Genomic DNA, 21,262 nt, shown 5'->3' with positions numbered 1-21,262 from the left:
TCAGCCGACGTCCTTGGACTCCTTGAGCCGGAGACGTTCGGCGTCCACATCGAAGCGGGCGGCAGGCCATTGCGGGTCCATCCCCGCCAGGGTCTCGAGCAGCAGATGCTGCACGGCCACCCGGGCATACCATTTGCGGTTGGCCGGCACGACGTACCACGGGGCATGATCCGCATCGGTTTCCTCGATGACCCGCTGGTAGGCCTGCATGTACTCCTCCCAGAGGAGCCGGTCATCGATGTCGTCGGGGGCGAACTTCCAGTATTTGTCCTTGCGGTCCAGTCGCTTCGCCAAACGCTGGTACTGCTCCTGCGGTGAAATATGGAGCATGACCTTGATGATGCGAGTGCCTTCAGCGGCGATGCGTTCCTCGAACTCGCGGATCGCCCCGTAACGCCGTTCGATTTCCTCGTCGGTGGCCAAGGACCTCACCCGTCCGATGAGCACGTCCTCGTAATGCGATCTGTCGAAGACCCCGATCATGCCCGCATGCGGCAGACGGCGTTCGATCCGCCACAGGAAGTCGTGGCGTTTCTCGGCCGCCGTCGGCGCCTTGAACGATTGCAGCTCCACCCCCTGCGGGTCCACGGATCCGATGACGTGGCGCACGATCCCGCCCTTGCCGGCGGTGTCCATGGCCTGCAGGACCAACAACACCCGTTCGGTGGCGTCGCCGCCGATCGCCTGCGCGTAGAGGCGTTCCTGCAGGTCGTCGAGGCGTTCATCGGCGGCGGCCAACGCCTTCCGCCCGTCCTTCTTGCTCCCGGGGAAGCCGGGTTTCGCCCCCGGGTCGGCATCCTGCAGGGAGAAGCCCCGGCCGGCCCGCAACAGGGCCGATAGCGGGTGGGTGACCCCGAAGGAGGCCCCCGGGAAACCCTGGGATTTCTTGTGCTTCTTGCCCATATGAGGCCCCTTAGCGGTTCGCTCGTCCGGCGGCACCTCCACCGTGCGGTCCACTATGCCATCCGGGGCCCTGCGCGGATAGCGACGGGAGCACGGCGGTGGGGCGGAACCGGCTCAGCGGCGGATGTCATCCAGGAACTCGGCGATCCGTCCGATGGCCTCCTCCAGGTCAGGCACCGACGGCAGGGTGACCAGCCGAAAATGGTCGGAGGTGATCCAGTTGAAGGCCCGCCCGTGGGAGATGAGGATCTTCTGCTGTTTGAGCAGATCCAGGGCGAACTGCTCGTCGTTGTCGAAACGGAAGACCTCCCGGTCCAGTTTCGGGAACAGGTACATCGCCCCCTGGGCCTGCTGGACCGAGACGCCGTCGATCTCGTTGAGCAACCGGTAGGCGGTGTCGCGCTGTTCCTTGAGCCGGCCTCCGGGCAGCAGGAAGTCGTTGATCGACTGGTATCCGCCCAGGGCCGTCTGGATGGCGTGTTGTGCCGGGACGTTGGCGCAGAGGCGCATGTTCGTCAGCAGGTTGATGCCTTCGATGTAGTCCGCGGCCAGATGCCGGGGCCCGGAGATGGCCATCCACCCGGCCCGGAAACCGCAGACCCGGTAGGCCTTGGAGAGCCCGGAGAAGGTCATGATCAGGACGTCGTCGGCCAGGGCCGCCGTGTTGTGGTGCACCGCGTCGTCGTAGAGGATCTTTTCGTAGATCTCGTCGGAGAAGACGATCAGTGAATGTTTGCGGGCCAGCTCGAGCATCCCCTCCAGCACATGCTTGGGGTAGACCGCACCGGTGGGGTTGTTCGGGTTGATGATCACCAGGCCCTTGGTGCGCGGGGTGATCTTCGCTTCGATGTCCTCCAGATCCGGGAGCCAGCCCTCCTCTTCGACGCTGAGGTAGTGCACGGGGGTGCCCCCGGCCAGCGACACCGAGGCCGTCCACAGCGGGTAGTCCGGGGCCGGGATGAGGATCTCGTCGCCGTTGTTCAACAGGGCATTCAGGCTCAGCGTGATCAATTCGGAGACCCCGTTGCCCAGATAGACGTCATCGACGCCGATCGTCTGGATGCCCCGGGTCTGGTAATACTGCGAGACCGCCGTCCGGGCGGAGAAGATGCCGCGCGAATCCGAATAACCCTGCGCCTGGGGCAGGTTGCGGATGATGTCCACCAGGATCGAGTCGGGGGCGTCGAACCCGAAGGGTGCCGGGTTGCCGATGTTCAGCTTCAGGATCCGGTGGCCCTCGGATTCCATCCGTTGGGCGTGCTCGAGCAGCGGGCCGCGGATGTCGTAGAGGACGTTGTGGAGCTTATTGGACTGCTTGAACTCGGGCATTGTCCCAGCATATGACAGCAGCGCCGGGTCATCCCGGAAGGATGACCCGGCGCTGCGGGAACCACTGGGGGTCGGTGAGGTGCTACTTCCCGTCCAGCCCCTTGTCCTTGAGCCATTCCCCGGCCGCCTCGGCCGGGTCCAGCTTCGCGTCACCGGAGACCGAGCGGTTCAGTTCCACCAGGTCGTCGGTGGTCAGTTCGCTGGAGACCTGGTCCAGCACCCCCGCCGCTTCCTGGCTGACCACGCCGGCGTTGATCAGCGGCAGGACCTGCTGGGCGATGAAGTTGTCCTTAGGGTCCTCCAGGGAGACCAGACCGTTGTCCTCGATGGCCGGGCTGGTGGTGAAGATGTCGGCGATCTGGACCTGATCGGAGATCAGCGCCTTCACGGTCAGCGGGCCGCCGCCGTCGGCAATGGGTTCGAAGGATTTCGGGACGCAGTCGTAGGCCTTTTCCAGCCCCGGCAGCCCGTAGGCGCGCGTCTTGAACTCCGGCGGTGCCCCCAGGACCAGCTTGTCGCAGACCTTCGCCAGATCGGACACCGTCTTGAGGTCATATTTCTCGGCGGTCGCCGAGGTGACGACCATCGAGTCCTTGTCCTCCGCCGCGGAGGCCTTGAGCACGCCGAGTCCCTCGGGCACGGCGTCCTGGAGCGCGTCGGTGATCTCCGTGTCGGAGACGGCCTTGGCGTCCTTGTCGAAGAAGAGCAGCAGGTTTCCCGAATAGTCCGGGACGACGTCGGCCGACCCGTCCTTCACGGCCCCGACATAGGCCTCGCGGGCCCCGATGCCAGGTTTGGTCGTCGCGTCGATCCCGGCGCCTTCCAGGGCCCCGGCATAGAGCTCGGCGATGATTTGGGATTCGGGGAAATCGGCGCTGCCGATGACCAGCGGTCGGTCCAGTGCCGACCCCGAGGCCTGGGCACTGTCGCCGGCCAGCGGGTCCGAGCCGCTGCAGGCCGACAGGCCGAGGGCTGCGACGATTCCGAGTGCGGCCGCGAGCCGGGCCCGGCGGACCGGGCGGGCTCCTGGTGGGTTGATGCGGTTCATGGGGTGCCTCCTGTGTTGGTTCTCAAGCCGGGCGAGACGGCAATCCGTTGGACCATCGCCAGCACCGCATCAACCACAATAGCCAATGCAGCGATGACGACGGCCCCGCCGAAGACCTGGGGGTAGTCACGGACGGCAATGCCGTCGATGAGATAACGGCCCAGCCCTCCGAGGTTGATGATCGAGACGATGGCGACGGTGGCGATGACCTGCAGGACCGCCAGACGCAGGGCGCCCATGAGGACGGGCAGCGCATTGGGGACCTCGACGGTGAAAAGCACCTGGGGTTCCGTCAGGCCCATGGCCCGGGCCCCATCGACGATTCCGGGGTTGACGGCGGAGATGCCTGCGGCGATCCCGGCCAGCAGGGGTGGCACCGCCAACAGCACCAGGGCCCAGATCGGCGGCATGATGCCCAGCGTTCCGGAGAGCAGGATGAACAAGGTGACCATGCCCAGCGTCGGCAGGGCCCGCAACATGCCGGATCCGGCGATGACCGCGACCCGGCCCTTGCCGGTGTGTCCGACGTAGAGCCCGATGGGGACGGCGATGACCAGGGCGATCGCCAGGGTCAGGCCGGTATAGGCCAGGTGCTCGACCAGGCGGGTCGGGATGCCTCCGGGGCCGGAGAGCGTCCCGGGGCGGGAGAACCATTCGGCGAGTCCGCCCAGCGGGCCGGCCGTGGGCACGGCGGCGGGCAGCAGGGCGAACGCCGTGGTGGGGGCGCTCATGCGGCCACCCACCGGGTCGCTCGCGGTGCGGTCCTGGCGCGTTCCCAGGGGGTGAGCATGCGTTGGGCCAACACGAGGATCAGGTCCATCAGCAGGGCCAGGAGCAACGTGGCGACGATGCCCACCCCGACTTCGAAAGTGAAACTACGCCGCAACCCGTCCATGAACAAGGTCCCCAGATTGTCGATACCGATCAGTGCCCCGACGCTGACCAGGGAGATGTTGCTGACCGAGACCACGCGCAACGCGGGAAAGAGCACCGGCAACGACAGCGGAAGGTCCACCGAGAAGAACCGGCGCACCGGCCGGTAGCCCATGGCGTCGGCGGCGCGCAGAACCGCGGGATCCACCGATTCCAGGGCATCGGCGGCACTCCGCACCAGCAGGGCGATGGCATACATGGTCAACGCGACGATGATGTTCAACGGGTCCAGGATCTGTGTGCCCAGGATGGAGGGCAACACCACGAACAACGCCAGCGAGGGGATCGTGTAGAGCAGGGCACTGAGCTGGACCACACCCCACCTCACGGTACGACGCCGGCGGGTTCCGTTGATGCGGATCAGCCGGGCCACGGGAATCGAGATGAGGGCCGCCAGCAGCAACGGCAGGATTGATTGGACCAGGTGGCTACCGGCCAGGCTCAACACCTCCTGCCAGTGGCCTTCAAGCCACTTCATCGTGGTCCCTCCCCCCGATCTGCCGGCCGATCTCCTCGGCATCCAGCAGTCCGGTTTCGGTTCCGTCCTCGTCCACGGCGAGCGCCAGCCCGGAGAGCGAGGTCAGGGCGGCGTCCAGGGCGGCGCGGACGGTGGAGGAGCGTGGGATCCGGACGGCCCGCGCCACGTCGTCGTCGGTATGGCCGGCCAGGGACTTCCAGCGCAGTTCGGTGGCGGGTCGGAAGGACAAAGCCCGGAAGCCACGGTCCCGGCCGATGAAGTGGGCGACGAAATCGTTGGCGGGGGCCCGCAGCAGTTCGTCCGGCGGGCTGAACTGTTGAAGTATTCCGGCGTTGCCCATCACCGCGACGTGGTCTCCCAGCAGGACCGCCTCGTCGATGTCGTGGGTGACGAAGACAATGGTCTTGGAGAGTTGGTCCTGCAGCCGCAGCAGTTCGTTCTGCAATTCCCCGCGGACCACCGGGTCCACGGCGCTGAAGGGTTCGTCCATGAGCAGCACGGGCGGATCGGCGGCCAGGGCGCGGGCCACCCCGACCCGTTGCTGCTGGCCCCCCGAGAGCTGGGAGGGGTACCGTCCAGCGAGTTCAGCGTCCAGCCCCACGGTCTCCAGCAGTTCCTGCACGCGGCGACGGTAGTCCGCCTTGGCGGTGCCGATGAGCCGGGGCACGGTGGCAATGTTCTCGGCGATGGTGCGGTGCGGCATGAGTCCGCCCGCCTGCATGACGTAGCCCATGGAACGGCGCAGCTGATAGGGGGCGACGTCGGCGATGTTGCGGCCATCGACCTCGATGGTGCCCGATGTCGGATCCACCATGCGGTTGATCATCCGCAGCGACGTGGTCTTCCCGCAGCCGGAGGGGCCGACGAAAACGGTGATGGAGCCCTCGGGAATCTCCAGGTTGAGGTCGGAGACGGCTGGAGCACCGCCGTCGTACTGCTTGTTCACCTGCTGGAATCGGATCATGGACGGCCCCCGTCGACGTGGTGGTGGTGTGCTTTCACGGCCCAATCAACCCGGGAGGTCCGCTCCAGCCGGGACAGCTCTGCGAGGTCGAACCAGCCGGCCTCGGAGGTGGTGCCGTCGACTTCGAATTCCAGTTCCCCGCCGGTGATCTCGGCGGAGTAGAGCACCGCGACGTTCTGCAGCGGTTTACTGGTCGGGTGCAATCTGGATTCGGCAGGAACATGTCCGGCATCGACGTCGAGCAGCGCGGTCAGGCGCACGTCGTAGCCGGTTTCCTCCGAGACCTCGCGGACGGCACCGTCCTCGATGGCCTCTCCGAGTTCGACGCCTCCCCCGGGGAGGGTCCAGCGGGGGGTGAAGCCAGGCCAACTGGGTCGCATGTCCCATAGGGCCAGCAGGATCTTGGATCGGCGGACCACCACGCAATAGGCGGCCAGCCGCGTATCGAAACCTGTCTCCGGCTTCCGGGGCGCAGCGCTCATGGCCCCAGCGTACTGTGCCGCAGACCCTCCCGCTCCGCGGACCCGGCCGCATGTGGTGGAATATTGGCATGCCTGCCGCCAAGAAGCCCCTGGGAAACGCCCCGTTGGACGAGGTCGACCGTGTGTTGATCACCGAACTGCTCGCCGACGCACGCATCAGCAATGCCGCGTTGGCCCAGCGGGCCGGAATCGCTCCGTCGACCGCCCTGCTGCGCACCCGCCAGCTGGTCGAGCGCGGGATCATCGAGGGCTACCATGCCCGGTTGCACCTACCGGCCGTCGGGCGCAGCGTCCAGGCGTTGATCGCGGTGAAGCTGCGGATCCACGACCGGGTGCAGATCGACCGGTTCACCGGTGGGGTTCCGCAGTTGCCCGAGGTCCTGTCGATGTTCCATGTCTCCGGCGGCACCGACTACCTGCTCCACGTCGCGGTCCCCTCCACGGAGGCCCTGCGCGATTGGGTCTTGGACAACCTGGCCACCGATGAAGCCGTCGGCCATACCGAGACGACGTTGGTCTTCGACCACGTCCAGGGGCAGGCCGGCCCGCTTTGAGGCCTTAGGCGGCCGCGGGTCGGCGGTGGGCCAGCACGCTGATGGCCACCGCCAGGCAGCCGGCGCCGATGATCCCGGCGAACCAGGCCACCGCTGCGGGCAGGCCGATGAGCCCGGCGACCAGGCCGAGGCAGAGCACGGGGACGGCGCTGCCCAGGTAGGTCACCACATACACGGTGCTGATGACCTGGGAGTGCTGGGAAGGTTCCACCGCCAACGCGACGTCGTTGAAGGCCGTGCGGAAGGCGGTGCCTTGTCCGGCCCCTGCGAGCAGGCTGGCGGCAATGAGCAGCGGCAGGCTGCGCACGGACCCGGCGACGGCGATCAGTACGATCCCGGTGGCCATGACCATCAGCGCCACCGGCAGCAACCCCCGGTGCGAGCGCCCCAGCAGTTGGGCGGCGGCCGAGGCCATGAGGGTCAGGGCCGCCAACGTGCCGATGCCCAGCATCGAGGTGATCCCGAACAGGTCGGCGAAATAGCGGGGCGCCAGTGAGAGGCCGAAGCCGAAGAGTGCGAAACTCAGGAACCCGATGGCGGCCGCCCGGCGGAACTGCACCCGGGCATCGGCCACGGGGCCCAGACGGCGCGGACGCAGGGCCTTGACGGCTGCCGCCCCCGGGGCCGGGTCCAGGGCGGGGCGGGCGTGCAGCACCCACAACGGCACCAGCACCAGCAGCAGGGCGAACCCCAGCAGCAGGAACGGCGTGAGGTCCGGCCGGGGAAACACGCCGAGCGCGCCGCCGAGCACCGGGCCCGCGGCCACCCCGGACGCGGAGGCCAGCAGGGTCAGCCGGCTGGCCCATTCGGGGTTGCGGGGCAGCAGTTCGCGCAGGGCGGCGCTGCTGGCTCCGGTGCACAGGGCGACGGCGGCCCCCTGCAGGATGCGGCCGAAGATCAGTCCGCCGAGTCCGGAGGCCATGCCGAAGACCAGCGAGCCGGCCAGGCCCACGAGGACCGCGACCACCAGGGCCGCCCGGCGGCCGATGTGATCGGACCAGTGACCGTAGAGCACCAGTCCGGCGATGAGGGCCAGCACGTAGGAGGCGAAAGCCAGCGTCACCGCGAAAGGCCCCAGATCGAGCTGCTCCTGCAGCAGCGGATACAAGGGCGTGGCCAGGTTCGCCCCGATGAGCAACAGCGTCATGGCCGCGAAGGTCAGCAGCAGCCGCGCCTTCACGGAGGCGTTCCAACCGCGGGTGGAGGCGGTGGGCTGGGCGCGCATGCGCAGTTCGCTGATGACGGTCACGAGGCCTCACAGGGTGGGTCGGGCGGTGGCGGCCTGAACGGTGGATGTCCCGCTTTGACCTTCGAGTAGCCATTCTGGGTGAGGATGAGCCGAAATAGTACATATAGAAGTTCAAAATTGATGGTTTTGATCAAAATTTATTGTCAATGTGATCTACTGGGACGCACTATGGCTACTTTTGATGAACTCGAATTGCGTCTGGTGCTGGCCCTGCTCGAGGACCCCCGGGCCCAGATCGGGGACCTCTCCACCACCTTGGGGGTCGCCCGGAACACCGTGCAGTCCCGGCTTAAACGCCTGGACCGGACCGGGGTGCTGCGCCATGGCGGACGGGAAGTGGATCTGGCGGCGCTGGGATTCGACGTGCTGGCCTTCATCACCATCGAGGTCTCCCACCGCGAGCTCGATTCCGTCATCGCCGCCCTGCGCACCCAGGAGCAGGTCCTGGAGGTCCATGAGATCTCCGGGCGCGGCGACGTCTGGTGCCGGGTCGTCGCCCGGGACACCCACCACCTGCAAAGCCTGTTGCGCTCGATCCTGCGCATGCGCGGGGTGATCCGCACCGAGACCTCCCTGGCCTTGAGTGAACACATCCCGTACCGCGCCGAACCACTACTTCGGCACCTCGCCGGGCCGGGCAGGCACTAAGCTGGAAGGCCACCGGCCACCCGGGAACGAACGAAACGCAGAACTTGGGAGAATCAGGTACTTGTCGGCATTGACACAGCGGCTGCAGGAGATTTCCGGCATGCCGCAGCCGGACCCGCTGGCCTCGCCCGCCACCGCCCACGGTTGGCTTGAGCTGGCCTACGACCGCGCCTATTCGGAGGACCATCCGGGGGCCGCGCGCGCCGCAGCCGCCGGACTCGATCTGCTGCGCCCCCTCTTGGCAGGGGCCCCCGCGACCGGGGAGGGTGTCTGCGCGACCGGGGAGGACTCCCCCGCCCTCGAGACCGCCTTGTCGCTGCTCGGGGTCCTGGCCTCGGTCCAGCAGCTCGATGGCAACATCTCCGACGCCGAGGAGGCCGCCGCCCGGCGGATCGTCCTGTTGCGCTCTGCCGGCCGGACCCATCAGGCCGATCTCGAGGAACATCTGGGCGGGCTGCTCTTCCGCGAGCCCCGTCCCGAGGAAACCGCCATCCTGCAGGCCGCCCTGGCCACCCATGCGGCCTCCGGGGCCCACGCCGACGTCCTGGCCGATGCCCGGCTCCCCCTGGCCGTGGTCCGCTTCGAGGGCGGCGACGAATCCGCCTTGGAGGAGTTGCAGCGCTGTGCCGACGACTACCGCGATGGCGGTCGTGCCGAAAGCGAGGCCGGGGCGCTGCTGTACCTGGCCCACGGCTTCGCCAAACACGGCCGGCAGCCCGAGGCCATCGAGGCCGCCGACCGGTTGCTGGCCCTGCGGACCAACCAGGCGATGCGGGCGGCGATCTGGATGGTCAAGGCCTCCTGCCACCACGAATTGGGGCATCCGGTGGAGGCAGAGGGCTGCGCCGTCGAGGCGCTGGAATTGTATTCGGCCTCCGGGGTGCGCCGCGGGGCGATCTCCGCCGCCGCCCTGGTGGCCAACTTCGCCTCGGCCGATCTGGACCAGGACGCTGCGATCACCGCTTGGCGGATAGCCGTCGAGCAGGCCGAACGCGGAGAATTCGAGGAGACCTGGGCCATCCGTCTGGCCCTGGGCAACCAACTGCTGGAGGCCGAGGAGTTCCTGCTCGCCGAGGAGGTCCTCGAATCGCTGGCCCAGCTGTTGGAAGCCCGCGGACGGGAGGATGACGCCGCCCGGACGCTGATGTCCCTCGGGCATTGCCTGCGGCACCAGGATCGCGAGGTGGATGCCCTGCAGGTCTGGGAGAAGGCCGCCGCCGGGTTCGAGGCCTCCGGTCTGGCCGGCGATGCCGCCCGCGCCCACCTCAGCGCCGGCACCCTGCTCTCGGACGCCGAGGACCCCGGGGCCTGCCTGGCCCATTTCTCCCGCGCCACCGAGCTGGCGCGCGCCTGCGAAGACGATCCGACCGTCCTGCCGGTGGCCCTGCACGCCTACGGCCACGCCCTGTCCGAAAGCGGGGACCCCACCGGTCTGGTCATCCTGGCCGAGGCGATCGAACTCGCGGACGACGACGGGGCCGACTGGCATCAAGCGGACTTCCGGGACACCCGGGCCCGCTCACTCTGGGCGTTGGGCTACCCCACCGAAGCCGTGGCCGCGGCCTTGGAGGCCGCCGACCTCTTCCGGGTGGCCGAGGACTCCGACGGGGCCGGCAACGCCGAGCTCTTTGCCGCCCATGTGCTCTCCCAGACGGACCGCGGGGACGAGGCCATCCAGTTGTACCGGCTCATCGCGGCCGAACACCGCCAGAGCGTCGCGCACTTCTATGCGGCCCAACGCGGCCTTTCCGAGGTCCTGACCACCCTCGGATTGCCGGTGCAGGCCAAGGAGGCCGCGGATCTGGCCAACCGGGCCCTCGTGGAGGCGCAGGAGACCTATGACCGCGACGAGCCGGAGGACGACGAGGAACCCCGGGACGGCAACGATCCCGCCCCCACGACCGGGGCCAACGCCACCGACCCGGAGGACCCGGTGGAAGGTCCGGACCCGCAGGGCACCCCGGAGGACCCTGAACCCGGCTAGCTACTGCGCCAGTTCGGCCAGCTGCCGGGCCACGTCGAGGCGGGCCAGTGCTTCCCGGTTCCAGGTCCGCATGCCCGGCCTCCTGGCCCCGGCGATGAGGGACACCGCCACGGCTGCAGCCCGGGCGTAGAGGGAGCCGGCCTCCACCTCCCGAGAGAATTCGGTGCCCCACGCCTGCAGCGTCGACCAGATGATTCGTTCCCGTCGGAAGTTCCTGCCCCCGAGCGCGGGGATCATGGCCAGGTGTCCCAGCAGGCAGGCCAGGTCATCGACCCGGTGTCCCGGTCCCACCGAGTCCAGATCCAGGAGCCCGCTGACCGCGGGGCCGTCCATGAGCAGATTGGCTTCGTAAAAGTCCCCGTGCACCGGAACCACCGGTCCGGCGTCGTGCGCGTCGATGACCAGGCGCAGGTGGTCCGCCAGCGCGGCGATCCCCCGGCGTTCCTCCGGCAGCGCGCTACCGGCCGCGTGGGCGTAGCGGGACAGTCGGTCCGTCCAGGACGGGTGGCGGGGAAGATCCAGCACCGCGGCGGGCAGCCGGTCCAGCAGGGACACCAGCGTGGCCGGGTGCACCCCGCCGGCTCCTTCCAGGCGCATGGCCGCGCCCAGCGCGGTGCCGGGGAGCCCGGCGGTGGCCACGACCGAATGGGCCACCGGGTCGAGCACGTCGGCCACGGGCAGGCCGGCGTCGGCCAGTAGCCGGTGGCGCAACACCAATGGTTCGGCCTGCCCGGCCCGCAGGACCTTCAAATACACCCTGCGGGTGGCCACCACCGGCCCGGGGGTCGAGAAATCAGCGCGGAAGACGGCCCGGCGCAAGGGGCGGTAGGTCATGGTCCGCAGATCCGTCAGACGGTCACCACCACCCCAGAGCCGTTCGGCGGTGGCTGCGACCCCGGCATGGGCCAGGCCCGGCAGCCGGGGGTCCTGCGGATGGAGCCAACTGGAGATCCGTAACGGGATCCTCGCCCGGTCCACTCCCACGGGACCGGGGACATCGCTACGCCGCAGCCCCGGCGATGCCTCCAGCCGTTCGGTGCTCAGGCCCACGAAATGCTCGGTGGTGCCGCGACGCAGCGAGTAGACGGCGCTGGCCCCGGCGCCGGGCCGCAACTGGAACTGGACCTGGCGGGCCGTTCCGGCCACCCGGGCGTCGAAGTGGTCCGCCCAGACCCGGGCAATCAGTGTCGGTGCGTGGCGGCCCAGGGCCTCTGCCTGTTCGGCGTCGGACCATCCGGGCTGCATGGGTGGGGACCGCGGTGTCGGCTACCCGCCGGTTCAGGCCCGGCGGCGCTGCAGGACGGCGTCGAGGTTCATCCCGCCGGCCGGTGCCGCGGGACGACGACGGGGTGCCTCGGCCACTGCGGGCAGTTCCCCGCCCCGTTCGGCGCGCTCGGCCCGTTCGGCCAGCTGGGCCTCCTGCTCGGCGAGGCGGGTCTGCGCCAGGATGCTGGTGGCCTTCTGCGGCTTCTTCTCCTCGCCGGCCGGCAGCGGCTCGGGGGCGGGGCGTTCGGCCTTGGCGGCTCCGACGTAGGTGGGCTTCGGCACGGCGACCGGTTCCCAGGTCGCCGGGGCGGTCGGGGCCGCGAGCGGTGCGTGGTGACGGACGGTGCCGTGGGCTGCGGGGGCCGAAGCCTGCGCGTTCTCCTGTTCCCGGGCGTCGAAGACCTCCGTGGCCTGGTGCCGGACGACCGGTTCGGCCGGCCGGGTGTCCATGGCTTCGTGGAAGATCGCGTCCATGCGGGCCAGGACCTTGCGCCGGCGATCCCGCACGGCCAGCACGCGCAGTCCGATGAAGGATCCCACGAGCACGATCGCCCCGATGAGCGGGACGAGCCCAGAGAGGATCCCGAAGGGGGCCAACAGTCCACCGACCACCAGCGCCAGCGCGGCCAGGACGCCGGCCAGGGCGATCGACAGCCGGCCGTATCGGATCCGGAAACCCGCCGTGGTCGGTGCGGCGGTCCGGGTCCGTGCGGGCGTTGCCATGGTGTTCCTCCGGGGACGTTCGGTGTCGTGGGCTGGGCTGGTCGTCGGGGCCTGGGTCGGCGGGCCCTCGGCGGGGTCCGGGCCGTCCGGCGCCGGTGTTTCGTCCAGCCGGTCGGGGCCGGACGTAAGTGCTTCGTCGGGCGCCGAGGCGAGCACGAAGGCGGGCTCGCCGGTTCGCCGACCGCGACGGATGAGTGAGGGGACGATGAAGGCGAGCAGCACGGCGATCATGGCCGCCAGGACCACTGAGCTTTCGACTTGGATGTCCACACCTCGACGTTACGTGGCCCACCGCGCAGGGGGCGGCATTGACCCCGGTGTGTCCGCTCCGAAGTCGGTCCCGGACCCCTGCATGACCTGCGGTTCAGCGGGTGGCGGCGTCGCCCAGCCACCGTTGGAGCAGTCCTTCGGGGACCTCTTCGGAGGTCAGCGCGAAGGCCCGGTGGTCGCACCAGGCGCCGTCGATGTGCAGGAAGCGTTCGCGGACACCCTCATCCCGGAATCCGAGCTTGTCCACCACGCGCAGACTGGAGGCGTTTGCAGGGCGGATGTTGATTTCCATCCGGTGCAGTCCCAACGTCGAGAAGCAGTAGTCGGTGGCCAGGGCCACGGCATGCGGGGTGATCCCCCGGCCGGCGTACCGGCCATCCACCCAATACCCGAGCGAGGCACTCAGCGCCGACCCCCAGAGGATGCCCGAGACGGTGAGCTGGCCGACCATCGTCGGTTCGCGTCGGTCGCTGGTGCGCAGGCCGATCGCCCACGGAAGGGTCAATCCGGCCCGGGCCTGGCGGTTGAGCGAGGCGATCATGTCCCGGTAGCTCGGCAACGGCCCCTCGGGACGTGGGGACGTGGCTTCCCAGGGCTGCAGCCAGTCGGCGTTGCGCCGTTTCAACGCCATCCATTCGGCCTTGTCCCGGTAGCGCAGCGGCCGCAGGAGAAGATCGTCGCTTTCCAGTACCACCGGCCACGAACCGGTCCCGAATCCCATGCCCCCAGCTTATCCTCAGCACCGCGGTTCGGAGGCCTCGACGCAGGGGTGCTTCATCGGGCGGTCCCTGCCCTCGGCTTCGGCCCTCTGCTGTCCTACCATCGAGGAGTGGAGACGATGAGCAAGGCGGCGGCCCGTACGCATTTCCGGACCCTGCGCAGTGAAATGGATCCCGAACGACGCCGGCAGGAAGCCAGGGGCATCGCCGCGGTCCTGCTGGATTGGCTGGGCCGGGACCGGAGATACACCTTGACCTCGGTCCTGTCCTTCGGCTCCGAGCCACCCACCGCGGAACTGCTGGACCGGCTGCATGGGCTGGGACACCGGATTCTGGTCCCCATCTGCGAGCCGGGGCGGCAACTGTCGTGGGCCGACTGGTACCCCTCGGTTCCCATGGCCCGGGCCACGGTGGCCCCGATCGACGAACCCGTCGGGGAACGCCACGGGGTGGAGGTCATGGACGACGTCGATGTCGTCCTGGTCCCCGCCCAGATCGTGGATCCCGACGGTGGACGGCTGGGCCAGGGCGGCGGATACTACGACCGCTTCATCGCCTCGCTGGCCGAGCGCAGAACCCGGCCGGTGCTGTTGGCCATGGTCTACGAGCACGAGCTCGTCCCGGCAGGGACCTTCGAGGTCGGGGAACTGGACCAGCCGGTGGACGGGGTCCTCACCGCCTCGGGAATCACCTGGATCGGTCCTCCGCGCACCGCATGAGGTAGAATTGGCACTCGACGGATGTGAGTGCCAAGAAGGCCTCGATGGACCGCACCGGCCCTCCGCCGAGACCAGTGCAATGAAGGAAGACAATGCCCACTTATGCCTATGCCTGCAAGGATTGCGGCCACGCCTTCGACACCGTGCAGTCCTTCAGCGAGGATTCGCTGACCGAATGCCCCCAGTGCCATGGCTTGCTGCGCAAGAAGTTCAACAGCGTCGGCGTCGTGTTCAAGGGATCCGGTTTCTACCGGAACGATTCACGGAACAGTTCCAACGGCTCCTCCCCGGCGACGAAGGATTCCACCTCCGGGACCAAGGCCGGCGGGTCGGACTCCGCGTCGACGTCGGAGTCGTCCTCCGATTCCTCCTCGGGCACCTCTACGGACTCCTCCTCCACGGGATCCTCCGGATCCTCCGGGTCCTCCGGAGCCTCATCGGCGCAGAAGGTCTCCACGAACTCCTGACGGACACCTCACAGGGGCCGCGGTCTCCCCTGGGGGCCGGCTTCGTCCACAACCGGCGGTCTCCGGGTCGCCCCGGACGGCCGACTCCGGGCCTACTGGAGGCATGAGAACCAGAGAGCGTCGTGCCGCGTCCGGCCGGACCAGTGGATATCGACGATCCTGGCGTGAGGTCCTGGCCCGCTACCGCCGCCCGCTGGTGGCCGCCTTGGCGGCGTTGACCGTCGCCGTTTCACTATCGGCACTGGCCCCGGAGCACACCGAGACCTCCGCCGTCGTCGTCGCGGCCCGGGACCTGCCCTCGGGAGCCGTCTTGGACGCCACCTCCGTGCGGATCGTCGAACTGGCCCGTGAGGCCCTGCCCCCTGGTGTCCTGGACGACGTCGAAGCCGTCACCGGGGAACAACTGGCCTTTCCGGCGGCGTCGGGGTCACCGCTGGCTTCGGCCATGCTGGTCGGACCCGGACTGTTGACCGGTACGGCCTCCGGGACGGTCGCCGTGCCGGTTCGCCCCAGTGATCCCGAGACGATCGGGCTGCTCTCCCCCGGCCAGCTGGTCGACGTCGTCCTCAGCGAAGGCAACGGCTACGAGCGCGCCGTTGATTCGGAAGTGATCGCCCATGGGGTCCCGGTGTTGTGGGTGCCCACCGGTGCCGCCGACACCTGGTTGGATGCGGGTGAATCGGCGGGCATGGTGGTCGTTGCCGCCTCACAAAAGGATTCGGCCGCTCTGGCGGGGGCCGCCGCCCGGGGACGGATCTTCCTGGTCCTCGTCGGCCCCGGTTCCTCCTAGCCCCAGTGCGGCGGGCGCTGTTCGCGCAACCACTGGTCGTGGTTTCCTTCGCCATCGCCCCAACCGTGCGGGTCGTCGTCGCCGGAACGGGTCGGAAGCACCGGCTCGCTCCCCTGGCCCGCGGTCCGGTCCGCCGGAGCACCGGCTCCCGGATCGGCGGCGTGCCGGCCGGCGGGGTTCTCCGCCTGGCCGGTCCGGTCGTGGTCCTGTGCGTGCGATTCCATCTCATCCTCCCGGTCGTGTGCGGTAGCTGCCGGATCGTCCAGCCCCAGGGAGCGGGCCATGGTCGAGGCGATGCTCGCCGGGTCCGAGAACACGTCGATCGTCCACAACGGGATGTACCGCCAGCCCATGGTCTCCAGCAGTTGCGGGCGCAGCCGGCTGCGTTCGCGCACCGTCATGTTCCGGTATTCCTCGGTCCCGTCGGACACGACGGCCAACGGCAGTTCGGCGCCTTGGCTCGTATCGGCTGCCTGGGCGGCCAGATCCAGCACGCCACGGTAGCGTTCCTTCACGATGGCCCCTGCCGCTTCCAACCGTTCCTTCAGATCCGCCACCAGCGGGTCCTCCAGAGGATGCCCGTCACCGGTGACCCCGGATTCGCCGGAGAGGACGCGGCCGACGAGTTCGATGAACTGGCGTGCCCCGCCGGTCACCCGGTCCATGTCCATGTCCTCCGGGGCCACGGCACTCACCAGATGCAACAGATCGCGCGAACGGGTCACCCCGGTCACGAAAAGTTCGTCGCCTCGTTCGGAGGACAGCGCGCCGAAGTCATGCAGGCTCTTGCCATGCGGGGTCCGGCCGTAGCCCAGCGAGAAGATCACGGCATCGCGGACCAGACCGTGGGCACGTTCGACGGAGGAGACCTGGAAGGCCTCCACCCGTTCCTTGAAGAAGGGTTGGGCCCAGGGGTGGTTGGGCAGCTGGAGCGAAATCGCCTCGGCGATCCGGGCGGCATGACGTTGGTTCGCGGCGATCACGGCCAAGGAGCGGTGCGGGCGGCGACGGATGTGGCTGAAGACCAGATCCACGATCCGGTTGACTTCGGCGACGGTCGTCTCCACGGATTCGCCGCCGGAACCGGGCATCCCGGTCCCGTCCGGGACATAATCCACCGACAACGAAGGCGTTCCGCCGGACATGGCCCGGGCCGCCGGCAGCCGGTGCAGCGAGCCCGAGTAGTAGGCGCGACCCAACGCTTCGGTCAGTCCCTCATCGACTCCGCGATAGACGGTCCGCAGGCGCCGCAGCGGCAGCACGGTGGAGAGTTCCTCGAAGGTGCTGGCCGGTTCGTGGGGCGCCCGGGCCGAGGCGGTCGGATCGACCGAGACGTTGAAACCGCGGGGTTTGCCCAGCATGGCGTCGCCGAAGGCGATGACCTGTCCGGAACGGCTGATCGAGCCGACCGCCGAACGCAACGACAAGGCATCGGCGTCGAGCAGGATCACGGCATCGAATTCGACGTCCTCGGGGACGACGGCCGGGATCAGCAGCGGGGAGCCGACCCAGACGGGGACCAGGGCGTTGACCAGGCCGACGCCCAGGCCGGCGACGTCCTCCAGGGTTGGTTCGCCGTTCTTGAGCAGGGCCCGGAGTTCCCGGGAGGCGGCCCGGTGGTCAGCTAGGGCGGCCTTCCATCGTTGGGCCAGCTGCCAGCGCAGCCGCGAGGCGCCCGAGGCGATGTGGGCGTTGTCGGCGAGGCGGTATTCGGCCTCGAGCCGGCGCAGGCTCGCGCCGTCGGACATCGCCAGGTATTCGTCACCGGAGATCATCGCCTCCAGCGCGGACTGCCACCAGGCCAGGTCCAGCTCGGCGGCCACCTCCTCGGCGACCACTTCGCGTTCGGCCAGGTCCTCGAGCAGTTCACCGAGTCCCTGTTCGCGCAGCTGTTCCAGGACCAGGGTCCTCTCGGGCAGCACGTGCAGGGCATTCTCGTCGTCGACGAGCTCCTTCAGCCGGGTCACCAGGTCACCCAGGGGCAGATGCTGCAGCTCGTCATCGGCGTCCACGGGGGCGAGGGATTCGTCGAGCCGGGCGATCCGCCCGGCGGCATCGAGGTAGGCCTTGTTCAGTTCGATCAGCCCGGTGGGGACCTTGGGGTGGCGCTGGCTCGTGGCATAGCTGTTCCACAGTTCGCGCTGCTGCTGCACCTCGATGATCGAGTGGTGCAGATCGGAGATGTGCACGCCGGGGCGCACGTATTCCTTGGCCACCCGGCGTAGTCGTGAACGCGTGATCGAACTCATTTCGATGCCGCGTTCACGGCGCCAGGAGGAGCTGGCGGTGGCACTGATGAGGTCCTCGACCGAACGGTCGAAGATATCGGGCTCGAATTTATCCAGCGATCCGCGCACGGCCACCAGCAGGTCCAGCTGGGCACCCCATTCAACGAAGGTCTCCCCCAAGGTGATCTCCGAATGTTCGGCGACCTTGAGCATCCGGGCGTGCAGTTCTGGCAGGTCCTCGGCCAGCGAGCTGGCGATCTCCAGCGCGTCGTCGGTCTCCCGCCGGTTGCGCAGGCGGGCTCCGTACCAGGGGCTGTCGGCGGTGGAGGCGGTGAAGCTGCCGACCTCGGCGGCCCGGTGCAGGCGGACCGCGGTTTCCTCACGGTCGCTGATGCTGTCCAGGACGGAGCGTTTGAGCCGCACCGAGGTGGCGGGCGCCGGTTCCATGGAGGTCAGGCGGGCCAGTTCCTGCATGGCCTGGTAGGGCGAGCAGCCCCACCGGCTGCGCACGTCATGCAACGAGTTCACGTGGTCCAGCAGGGCATGGCGGTGCTCCGTGAGGCGTTGGTGGAGCTGGCCCAGCTGTGGTTCGGTGGCTCGTTCGTTGCGCAGGATGGCCTGGGTCAACTGATCACGCAGTTCCTCCGGTCCGACCTCCGGGGACAACCGCAGGGCCATCGACGCCAGATCGAGTTCGGCCAGTTTTTCCGTCAGGCTCCGGGAGGTGTCCCGGCGTTCCGCCACGACGAGCACGCGTTTGCCCTGGCCGGCAAGGATGGCCGCGGCGTTGACGGCCGTCTGGGTCTGTCCGGTGCCGGGCGGGCTGGAGACGACGACGGATTCCCCTGCGTCGACGAGGTCCAGGACCTCCTGTTGGCTGGCATCCGCGTCCAGGACCAGGGCCTCATCCGCGGGGTGGCGTTCGTCGCTGCTCAGGACGGTGACCTCGGGCTCGTCCACGACGACGTCCTCACCGGCGTCCTCGCCGGCGTCCTCGGCCAGCAAGCGGGAGATGACCGGATGGGTGGTATCGATGAGCGAGGGGTCGGCGGGATCGGCCAGATCGGCGAAGGTCGAAACCAGGAGCCGGTGTTCGATGACCGTTCCGGGAAGGGAGGCCACCTGTTCGCGCAGCGTGTCCAGCGCGCGGCGGGGATCGAAACGGGCGGTCATGTATGCGGCGCCCTCGAGGGCCTCCACGTCGATGTCCAGTCCTTGCTGCTCCTGGAAATAGCGGACCAGCGCCGGATTCACCTGCGCCCGGCCGGCCAGCTGGACCTCGTCCTCTTCCTGGCCTTCGCGCTGGGTCAGCGAGATCCGCCCGAGCATGATCGGGGCGCTGAACTGTTCGGAACGGCCGTCCTGTACCGCCCGCCAGGTCGCCACGCCGGAGGCCAGGTAGCCCACGTCGATGCCGCGGTCCTCGGACAACTCGCGGATCTTCGCGCGCAGGGCCCGGGCGGTGCGACGACCCTGGTTATAGGCGTCGACGTCGCGCAACAACATGGACAGCCGGGTCCTCCGTCCGGCCAGGAACTGGGCCAGCCCCGAGGGATGGGCGTGGGTGATGTCGATGCAGTTGGACGTCGAACCGGCAAAGCGCAACAGGGTGTCGGTACCCGCCCCCGGACCGAGCTTCTCCAGCCAATCGGTCAATGCTGCCTCGCCTTGTTGCGTCCCTACCACCGGAACACCACCTTCCTTGCATTTGGTCCCCCCCCTCAGTACCCGCCCGGCGCGGGGTGATGGAGATCGGCCGGTGCGCGATCCTCGGCGCACGCCACTACTTAAGGTACGCGACCCCGGCCCCTCGGCGCTTGATCGCAACACGTCGACGACGGGTCAGGACGACGAAGAGAGGGCCGCAGGCCCTCCCTCCGTGTCAGGCCAGGGTCCGAGGGGACCGCGGGCCTACTCCCATTCGATGGTTCCCGGGGGCTTGCTGGTCACATCCAGGACCACCCGGTTGACCCCATCGACCTCGTTGGTGATGCGGTTGGAGATCCGCGCCAGCAGATCGTAGGGCAGCCGTGACCAGTCGGCGGTCATGGCGTCCTCGGAGGACACCGGGCGCAGGACGATCGGATGCCCGTAGGTGCGGCCGTCACCCTGGACACCCACCGACCGGACGTCGGCCAACAGAACGACCGGCATCTGCCAGACTTCCTGGTCCAGTCCGGCGTTGGTCAGCTCGGCGCGGGCGATGGCGTCGGCCTTGCGCAGCAGTTCCAGGCGTTCCTCATCGACCGAACCGATGATGCGGATGCCAAGCCCCGGGCCGGGAAACGGCTGACGCTGCACGATTTCGGCCGGCAGACCCAATTGGGCTCCGACGGCACGGACCTCGTCCTTGAACAGTTCGCGCAACGGCTCGACCAGTTCGAACTGCAGATCCTCGGGCAGACCACCGACGTTGTGGTGGCTCTTGATGTTCGCGGCGCCTTCGCCTCCCCCGGATTCGACGACGTCGGGGTAGAGGGTGCCCTGGACCAGGAAGCGCACCGGTTCGCCGGTATCGGCGGCTTCGGACATGATCGCCGCCTCGGAGGCTTCGAACGCGCGGATGAATTCGCGGCCGATGATCTTGCGCTTGGTTTCGGGGTCGGTGACGTCCTTCAAGGCGCTCAGGAAGCGTTCGCGTTCGTCGGCGACATGGAGTTTGGCGCCGGTGGCAGCCACGAAATCGCGTTCGACCTGTTCGGCTTCGCCTTCGCGCAGCAGGCCGTGGTTGACGAAGACACAGGTGAGCTGATCGCCGATGGCCTCCTGGACCAGGGCCGCCGCGACGGCCGAATCGACGCCGCCGGATAGTCCGCAGATGGCCCGGCCGGTGCCGACCTGCTCACGGATGCGGGCGACCTGTTCCTCCAGGATGTTCCCGGTGTTCCAGCTCGGTTCCAGTCCGGCACCGTTGAACAGGAAGTTCTCCAGGACCCGCTGGCCGTAGGAGGAATGCTTGACCTCGGGGTGCCATTGGACGCCGAAGAGCCGTTTGTCCTCGTGGGCGAAGGCCGCCACGGGGGCTCCTTCGGTGGAGGCCAGGACATCGAAGCCTTCCGGCGCTTCCTGCACGGAATCGCCGTGGCTCATCCAGACCTGCTGGTCCTCAGGCAGCCCGGCCAGCAACGACCGGGAGACCCCGGTGGAGGTGGCGTCGGTGGACCCGTATTCGCGCAGGCCGGTCTTCGCGACCGTTCCGCCCAGGGCGTTGGCCATCGCCTGGAAGCCGTAGCAGATGCCCAGGACCGGCACACCGGCCTCGAACAGGTCGGGGCCGACGCTGGGGGCCCCGTCGGCATAGACGCTGGAGGGTCCGCCGGAGAGGATGATCGCCGCCGGGTTCCTGGCCAGGATCTGCTCGGTCGTAAAGGTGTGCGGAACGATCTCCGAATATACGTTGGCCTCACGGACGCGGCGTGCGATCAGCTGCGCGTACTGGGCTCCGTAGTCGACGACCAGAACCGGCTGGTGCTCTGGGGTGGGTGCTGGGTTGCTCACGCGCTCCAGC

At 68.6% G+C, this 21,262-nt stretch carries 19 protein-coding genes; 6 read left to right on the top strand and 13 right to left on the bottom strand.

From position 1 onward, the window contains the following. The 7 genes from ACT3UE_RS04075 to ACT3UE_RS04045 form a co-directional block, all read right to left on the bottom strand. Window positions 1–903 (bottom strand): PPK2 family polyphosphate kinase, encoded by a 903-nt coding sequence (locus tag ACT3UE_RS04075; protein WP_444554227.1) that lies wholly within the window; start codon window positions 901–903, stop codon window positions 1–3. A 114-nt stretch (window positions 904–1,017) separates the two neighbouring features. Then, entirely contained in the window at window positions 1,018–2,232 is a 1,215-nt protein-coding gene (locus tag ACT3UE_RS04070; RefSeq protein WP_444554228.1) for a pyridoxal phosphate-dependent aminotransferase, read from the bottom strand. An 82-nt stretch (window positions 2,233–2,314) separates the two neighbouring features. Next, window positions 2,315–3,280 carry an ABC transporter substrate-binding protein gene (locus tag ACT3UE_RS04065; protein WP_444554229.1) on the bottom strand — a complete coding sequence of 322 codons (966 nt, stop codon included), beginning with the start codon at window positions 3,278–3,280 and terminating at the stop codon, window positions 2,315–2,317. Then, window positions 3,277–4,011: an ABC transporter permease gene (locus ACT3UE_RS04060; RefSeq protein ID WP_444554230.1), complete on the bottom strand. Its 735-nt coding sequence runs from the start codon at window positions 4,009–4,011 to the stop codon at window positions 3,277–3,279. Before ACT3UE_RS04060 ends, ACT3UE_RS04065 begins: the two co-directional genes overlap by 4 nt. Then, window positions 4,008–4,691, bottom strand: coding sequence for an ABC transporter permease (locus tag ACT3UE_RS04055; protein ID WP_444554231.1), 684 nt, complete (start codon window positions 4,689–4,691; stop codon window positions 4,008–4,010). The genes ACT3UE_RS04060 and ACT3UE_RS04055 overlap by 4 nt, the downstream gene beginning before the upstream one ends. Beyond that, window positions 4,678–5,655: an ABC transporter ATP-binding protein gene (locus ACT3UE_RS04050; RefSeq protein WP_444554232.1), complete on the bottom strand. Its 978-nt coding sequence runs from the start codon at window positions 5,653–5,655 to the stop codon at window positions 4,678–4,680. The genes ACT3UE_RS04055 and ACT3UE_RS04050 overlap by 14 nt, the downstream gene beginning before the upstream one ends. Next, window positions 5,652–6,137 (bottom strand): NUDIX hydrolase, encoded by a 486-nt coding sequence (locus tag ACT3UE_RS04045; protein ID WP_444554233.1) that lies wholly within the window; start codon window positions 6,135–6,137, stop codon window positions 5,652–5,654. The genes ACT3UE_RS04050 and ACT3UE_RS04045 overlap by 4 nt, the downstream gene beginning before the upstream one ends. Before the next feature lie 68 nt (window positions 6,138–6,205). On the opposite strand from ACT3UE_RS04045, the gene ACT3UE_RS04040 reads away from it, so the two are divergent. Further along, window positions 6,206–6,691 (top strand): Lrp/AsnC family transcriptional regulator, encoded by a 486-nt coding sequence (locus ACT3UE_RS04040; protein WP_444554234.1) that lies wholly within the window; start codon window positions 6,206–6,208, stop codon window positions 6,689–6,691. Between the two features lie 4 nt (window positions 6,692–6,695). On the opposite strand, the gene ACT3UE_RS04035 is transcribed toward ACT3UE_RS04040, so the two are convergent. After that, window positions 6,696–7,940 (bottom strand): MFS transporter, encoded by a 1,245-nt coding sequence (locus ACT3UE_RS04035; RefSeq protein WP_444554235.1) that lies wholly within the window; start codon window positions 7,938–7,940, stop codon window positions 6,696–6,698. A 168-nt stretch (window positions 7,941–8,108) separates the two neighbouring features. Between ACT3UE_RS04035 and ACT3UE_RS04030 the strand changes: the two genes are divergently transcribed. After that, complete coding sequence (locus ACT3UE_RS04030; RefSeq protein ID WP_444554236.1) at window positions 8,109–8,588, top strand: Lrp/AsnC family transcriptional regulator; 480 nt, start codon at window positions 8,109–8,111, stop codon at window positions 8,586–8,588. A gap of 100 nt (window positions 8,589–8,688) precedes the next feature. After that, on the top strand, window positions 8,689–10,572 hold the full coding sequence (locus ACT3UE_RS04025) for a hypothetical protein (RefSeq protein WP_444566281.1): 1,884 nt from the start codon (window positions 8,689–8,691) through the stop codon (window positions 10,570–10,572). Here the strand turns inward: ACT3UE_RS04025 and ACT3UE_RS04020 are convergent, their stop codons facing one another. The 3 genes from ACT3UE_RS04020 to ACT3UE_RS04010 all read right to left on the bottom strand — a co-directional run bounded on the left by ACT3UE_RS04020 (window position 10,573) and on the right by ACT3UE_RS04010 (window position 13,552). Then, window positions 10,573–11,817, bottom strand: a complete 1,245-nt coding sequence (locus ACT3UE_RS04020) for a phosphotransferase (protein WP_444566280.1) — start codon at window positions 11,815–11,817, stop codon at window positions 10,573–10,575. It lies immediately after the preceding gene. 33 nt (window positions 11,818–11,850) lie between these two features. Further along, window positions 11,851–12,831: a hypothetical protein gene (locus tag ACT3UE_RS04015; RefSeq protein ID WP_444554239.1), complete on the bottom strand. Its 981-nt coding sequence runs from the start codon at window positions 12,829–12,831 to the stop codon at window positions 11,851–11,853. 94 nt (window positions 12,832–12,925) lie between these two features. Continuing rightward, window positions 12,926–13,552 carry a GNAT family N-acetyltransferase gene (locus ACT3UE_RS04010; protein WP_444554240.1) on the bottom strand — a complete coding sequence of 209 codons (627 nt, stop codon included), beginning with the start codon at window positions 13,550–13,552 and terminating at the stop codon, window positions 12,926–12,928. A 117-nt stretch (window positions 13,553–13,669) separates the two neighbouring features. Here ACT3UE_RS04010 and ACT3UE_RS04005 point away from each other — a divergent pair, with 117 nt between their 5' ends. The 3 genes from ACT3UE_RS04005 to cpaB all read left to right on the top strand — a co-directional run bounded on the left by ACT3UE_RS04005 (window position 13,670) and on the right by cpaB (window position 15,526). Continuing rightward, complete coding sequence (locus ACT3UE_RS04005) at window positions 13,670–14,269, top strand: 5-formyltetrahydrofolate cyclo-ligase (protein ID WP_444554241.1); 600 nt, start codon at window positions 13,670–13,672, stop codon at window positions 14,267–14,269. A 92-nt stretch (window positions 14,270–14,361) separates the two neighbouring features. Further along, window positions 14,362–14,736: an FmdB family zinc ribbon protein gene (locus ACT3UE_RS04000; RefSeq protein WP_444554242.1), complete on the top strand. Its 375-nt coding sequence runs from the start codon at window positions 14,362–14,364 to the stop codon at window positions 14,734–14,736. A 103-nt stretch (window positions 14,737–14,839) separates the two neighbouring features. Continuing rightward, on the top strand, window positions 14,840–15,526 hold the full coding sequence (gene cpaB / locus ACT3UE_RS03995; RefSeq protein ID WP_444554243.1) for a Flp pilus assembly protein CpaB: 687 nt from the start codon (window positions 14,840–14,842) through the stop codon (window positions 15,524–15,526). Here cpaB and ACT3UE_RS03990 read toward each other — a convergent pair. Beyond that, window positions 15,523–19,440, bottom strand: a complete 3,918-nt coding sequence (locus ACT3UE_RS03990; RefSeq protein WP_444566279.1) for a DNA helicase — start codon at window positions 19,438–19,440, stop codon at window positions 15,523–15,525. The two genes, cpaB and ACT3UE_RS03990, sit on opposite strands and share 4 nt — an antisense overlap. 225 nt (window positions 19,441–19,665) lie before the next feature. Next, entirely contained in the window at window positions 19,666–21,252 is a 1,587-nt protein-coding gene (gene guaA, locus ACT3UE_RS03985) for a glutamine-hydrolyzing GMP synthase (protein WP_444554245.1), read from the bottom strand. Window positions 21,253–21,262: the final 10 nt, after the last annotated feature.

This window comes from Arthrobacter sp. 179 (genome assembly GCF_052379645.1).
In the GTDB taxonomy this organism is placed as follows: domain Bacteria; phylum Actinomycetota; class Actinomycetes; order Actinomycetales; family Micrococcaceae; genus Arthrobacter_H.
The sequence above is the reverse complement of the archived record's forward strand: the minus strand, read 5'-3'. Positions and strand labels throughout refer to the sequence as shown.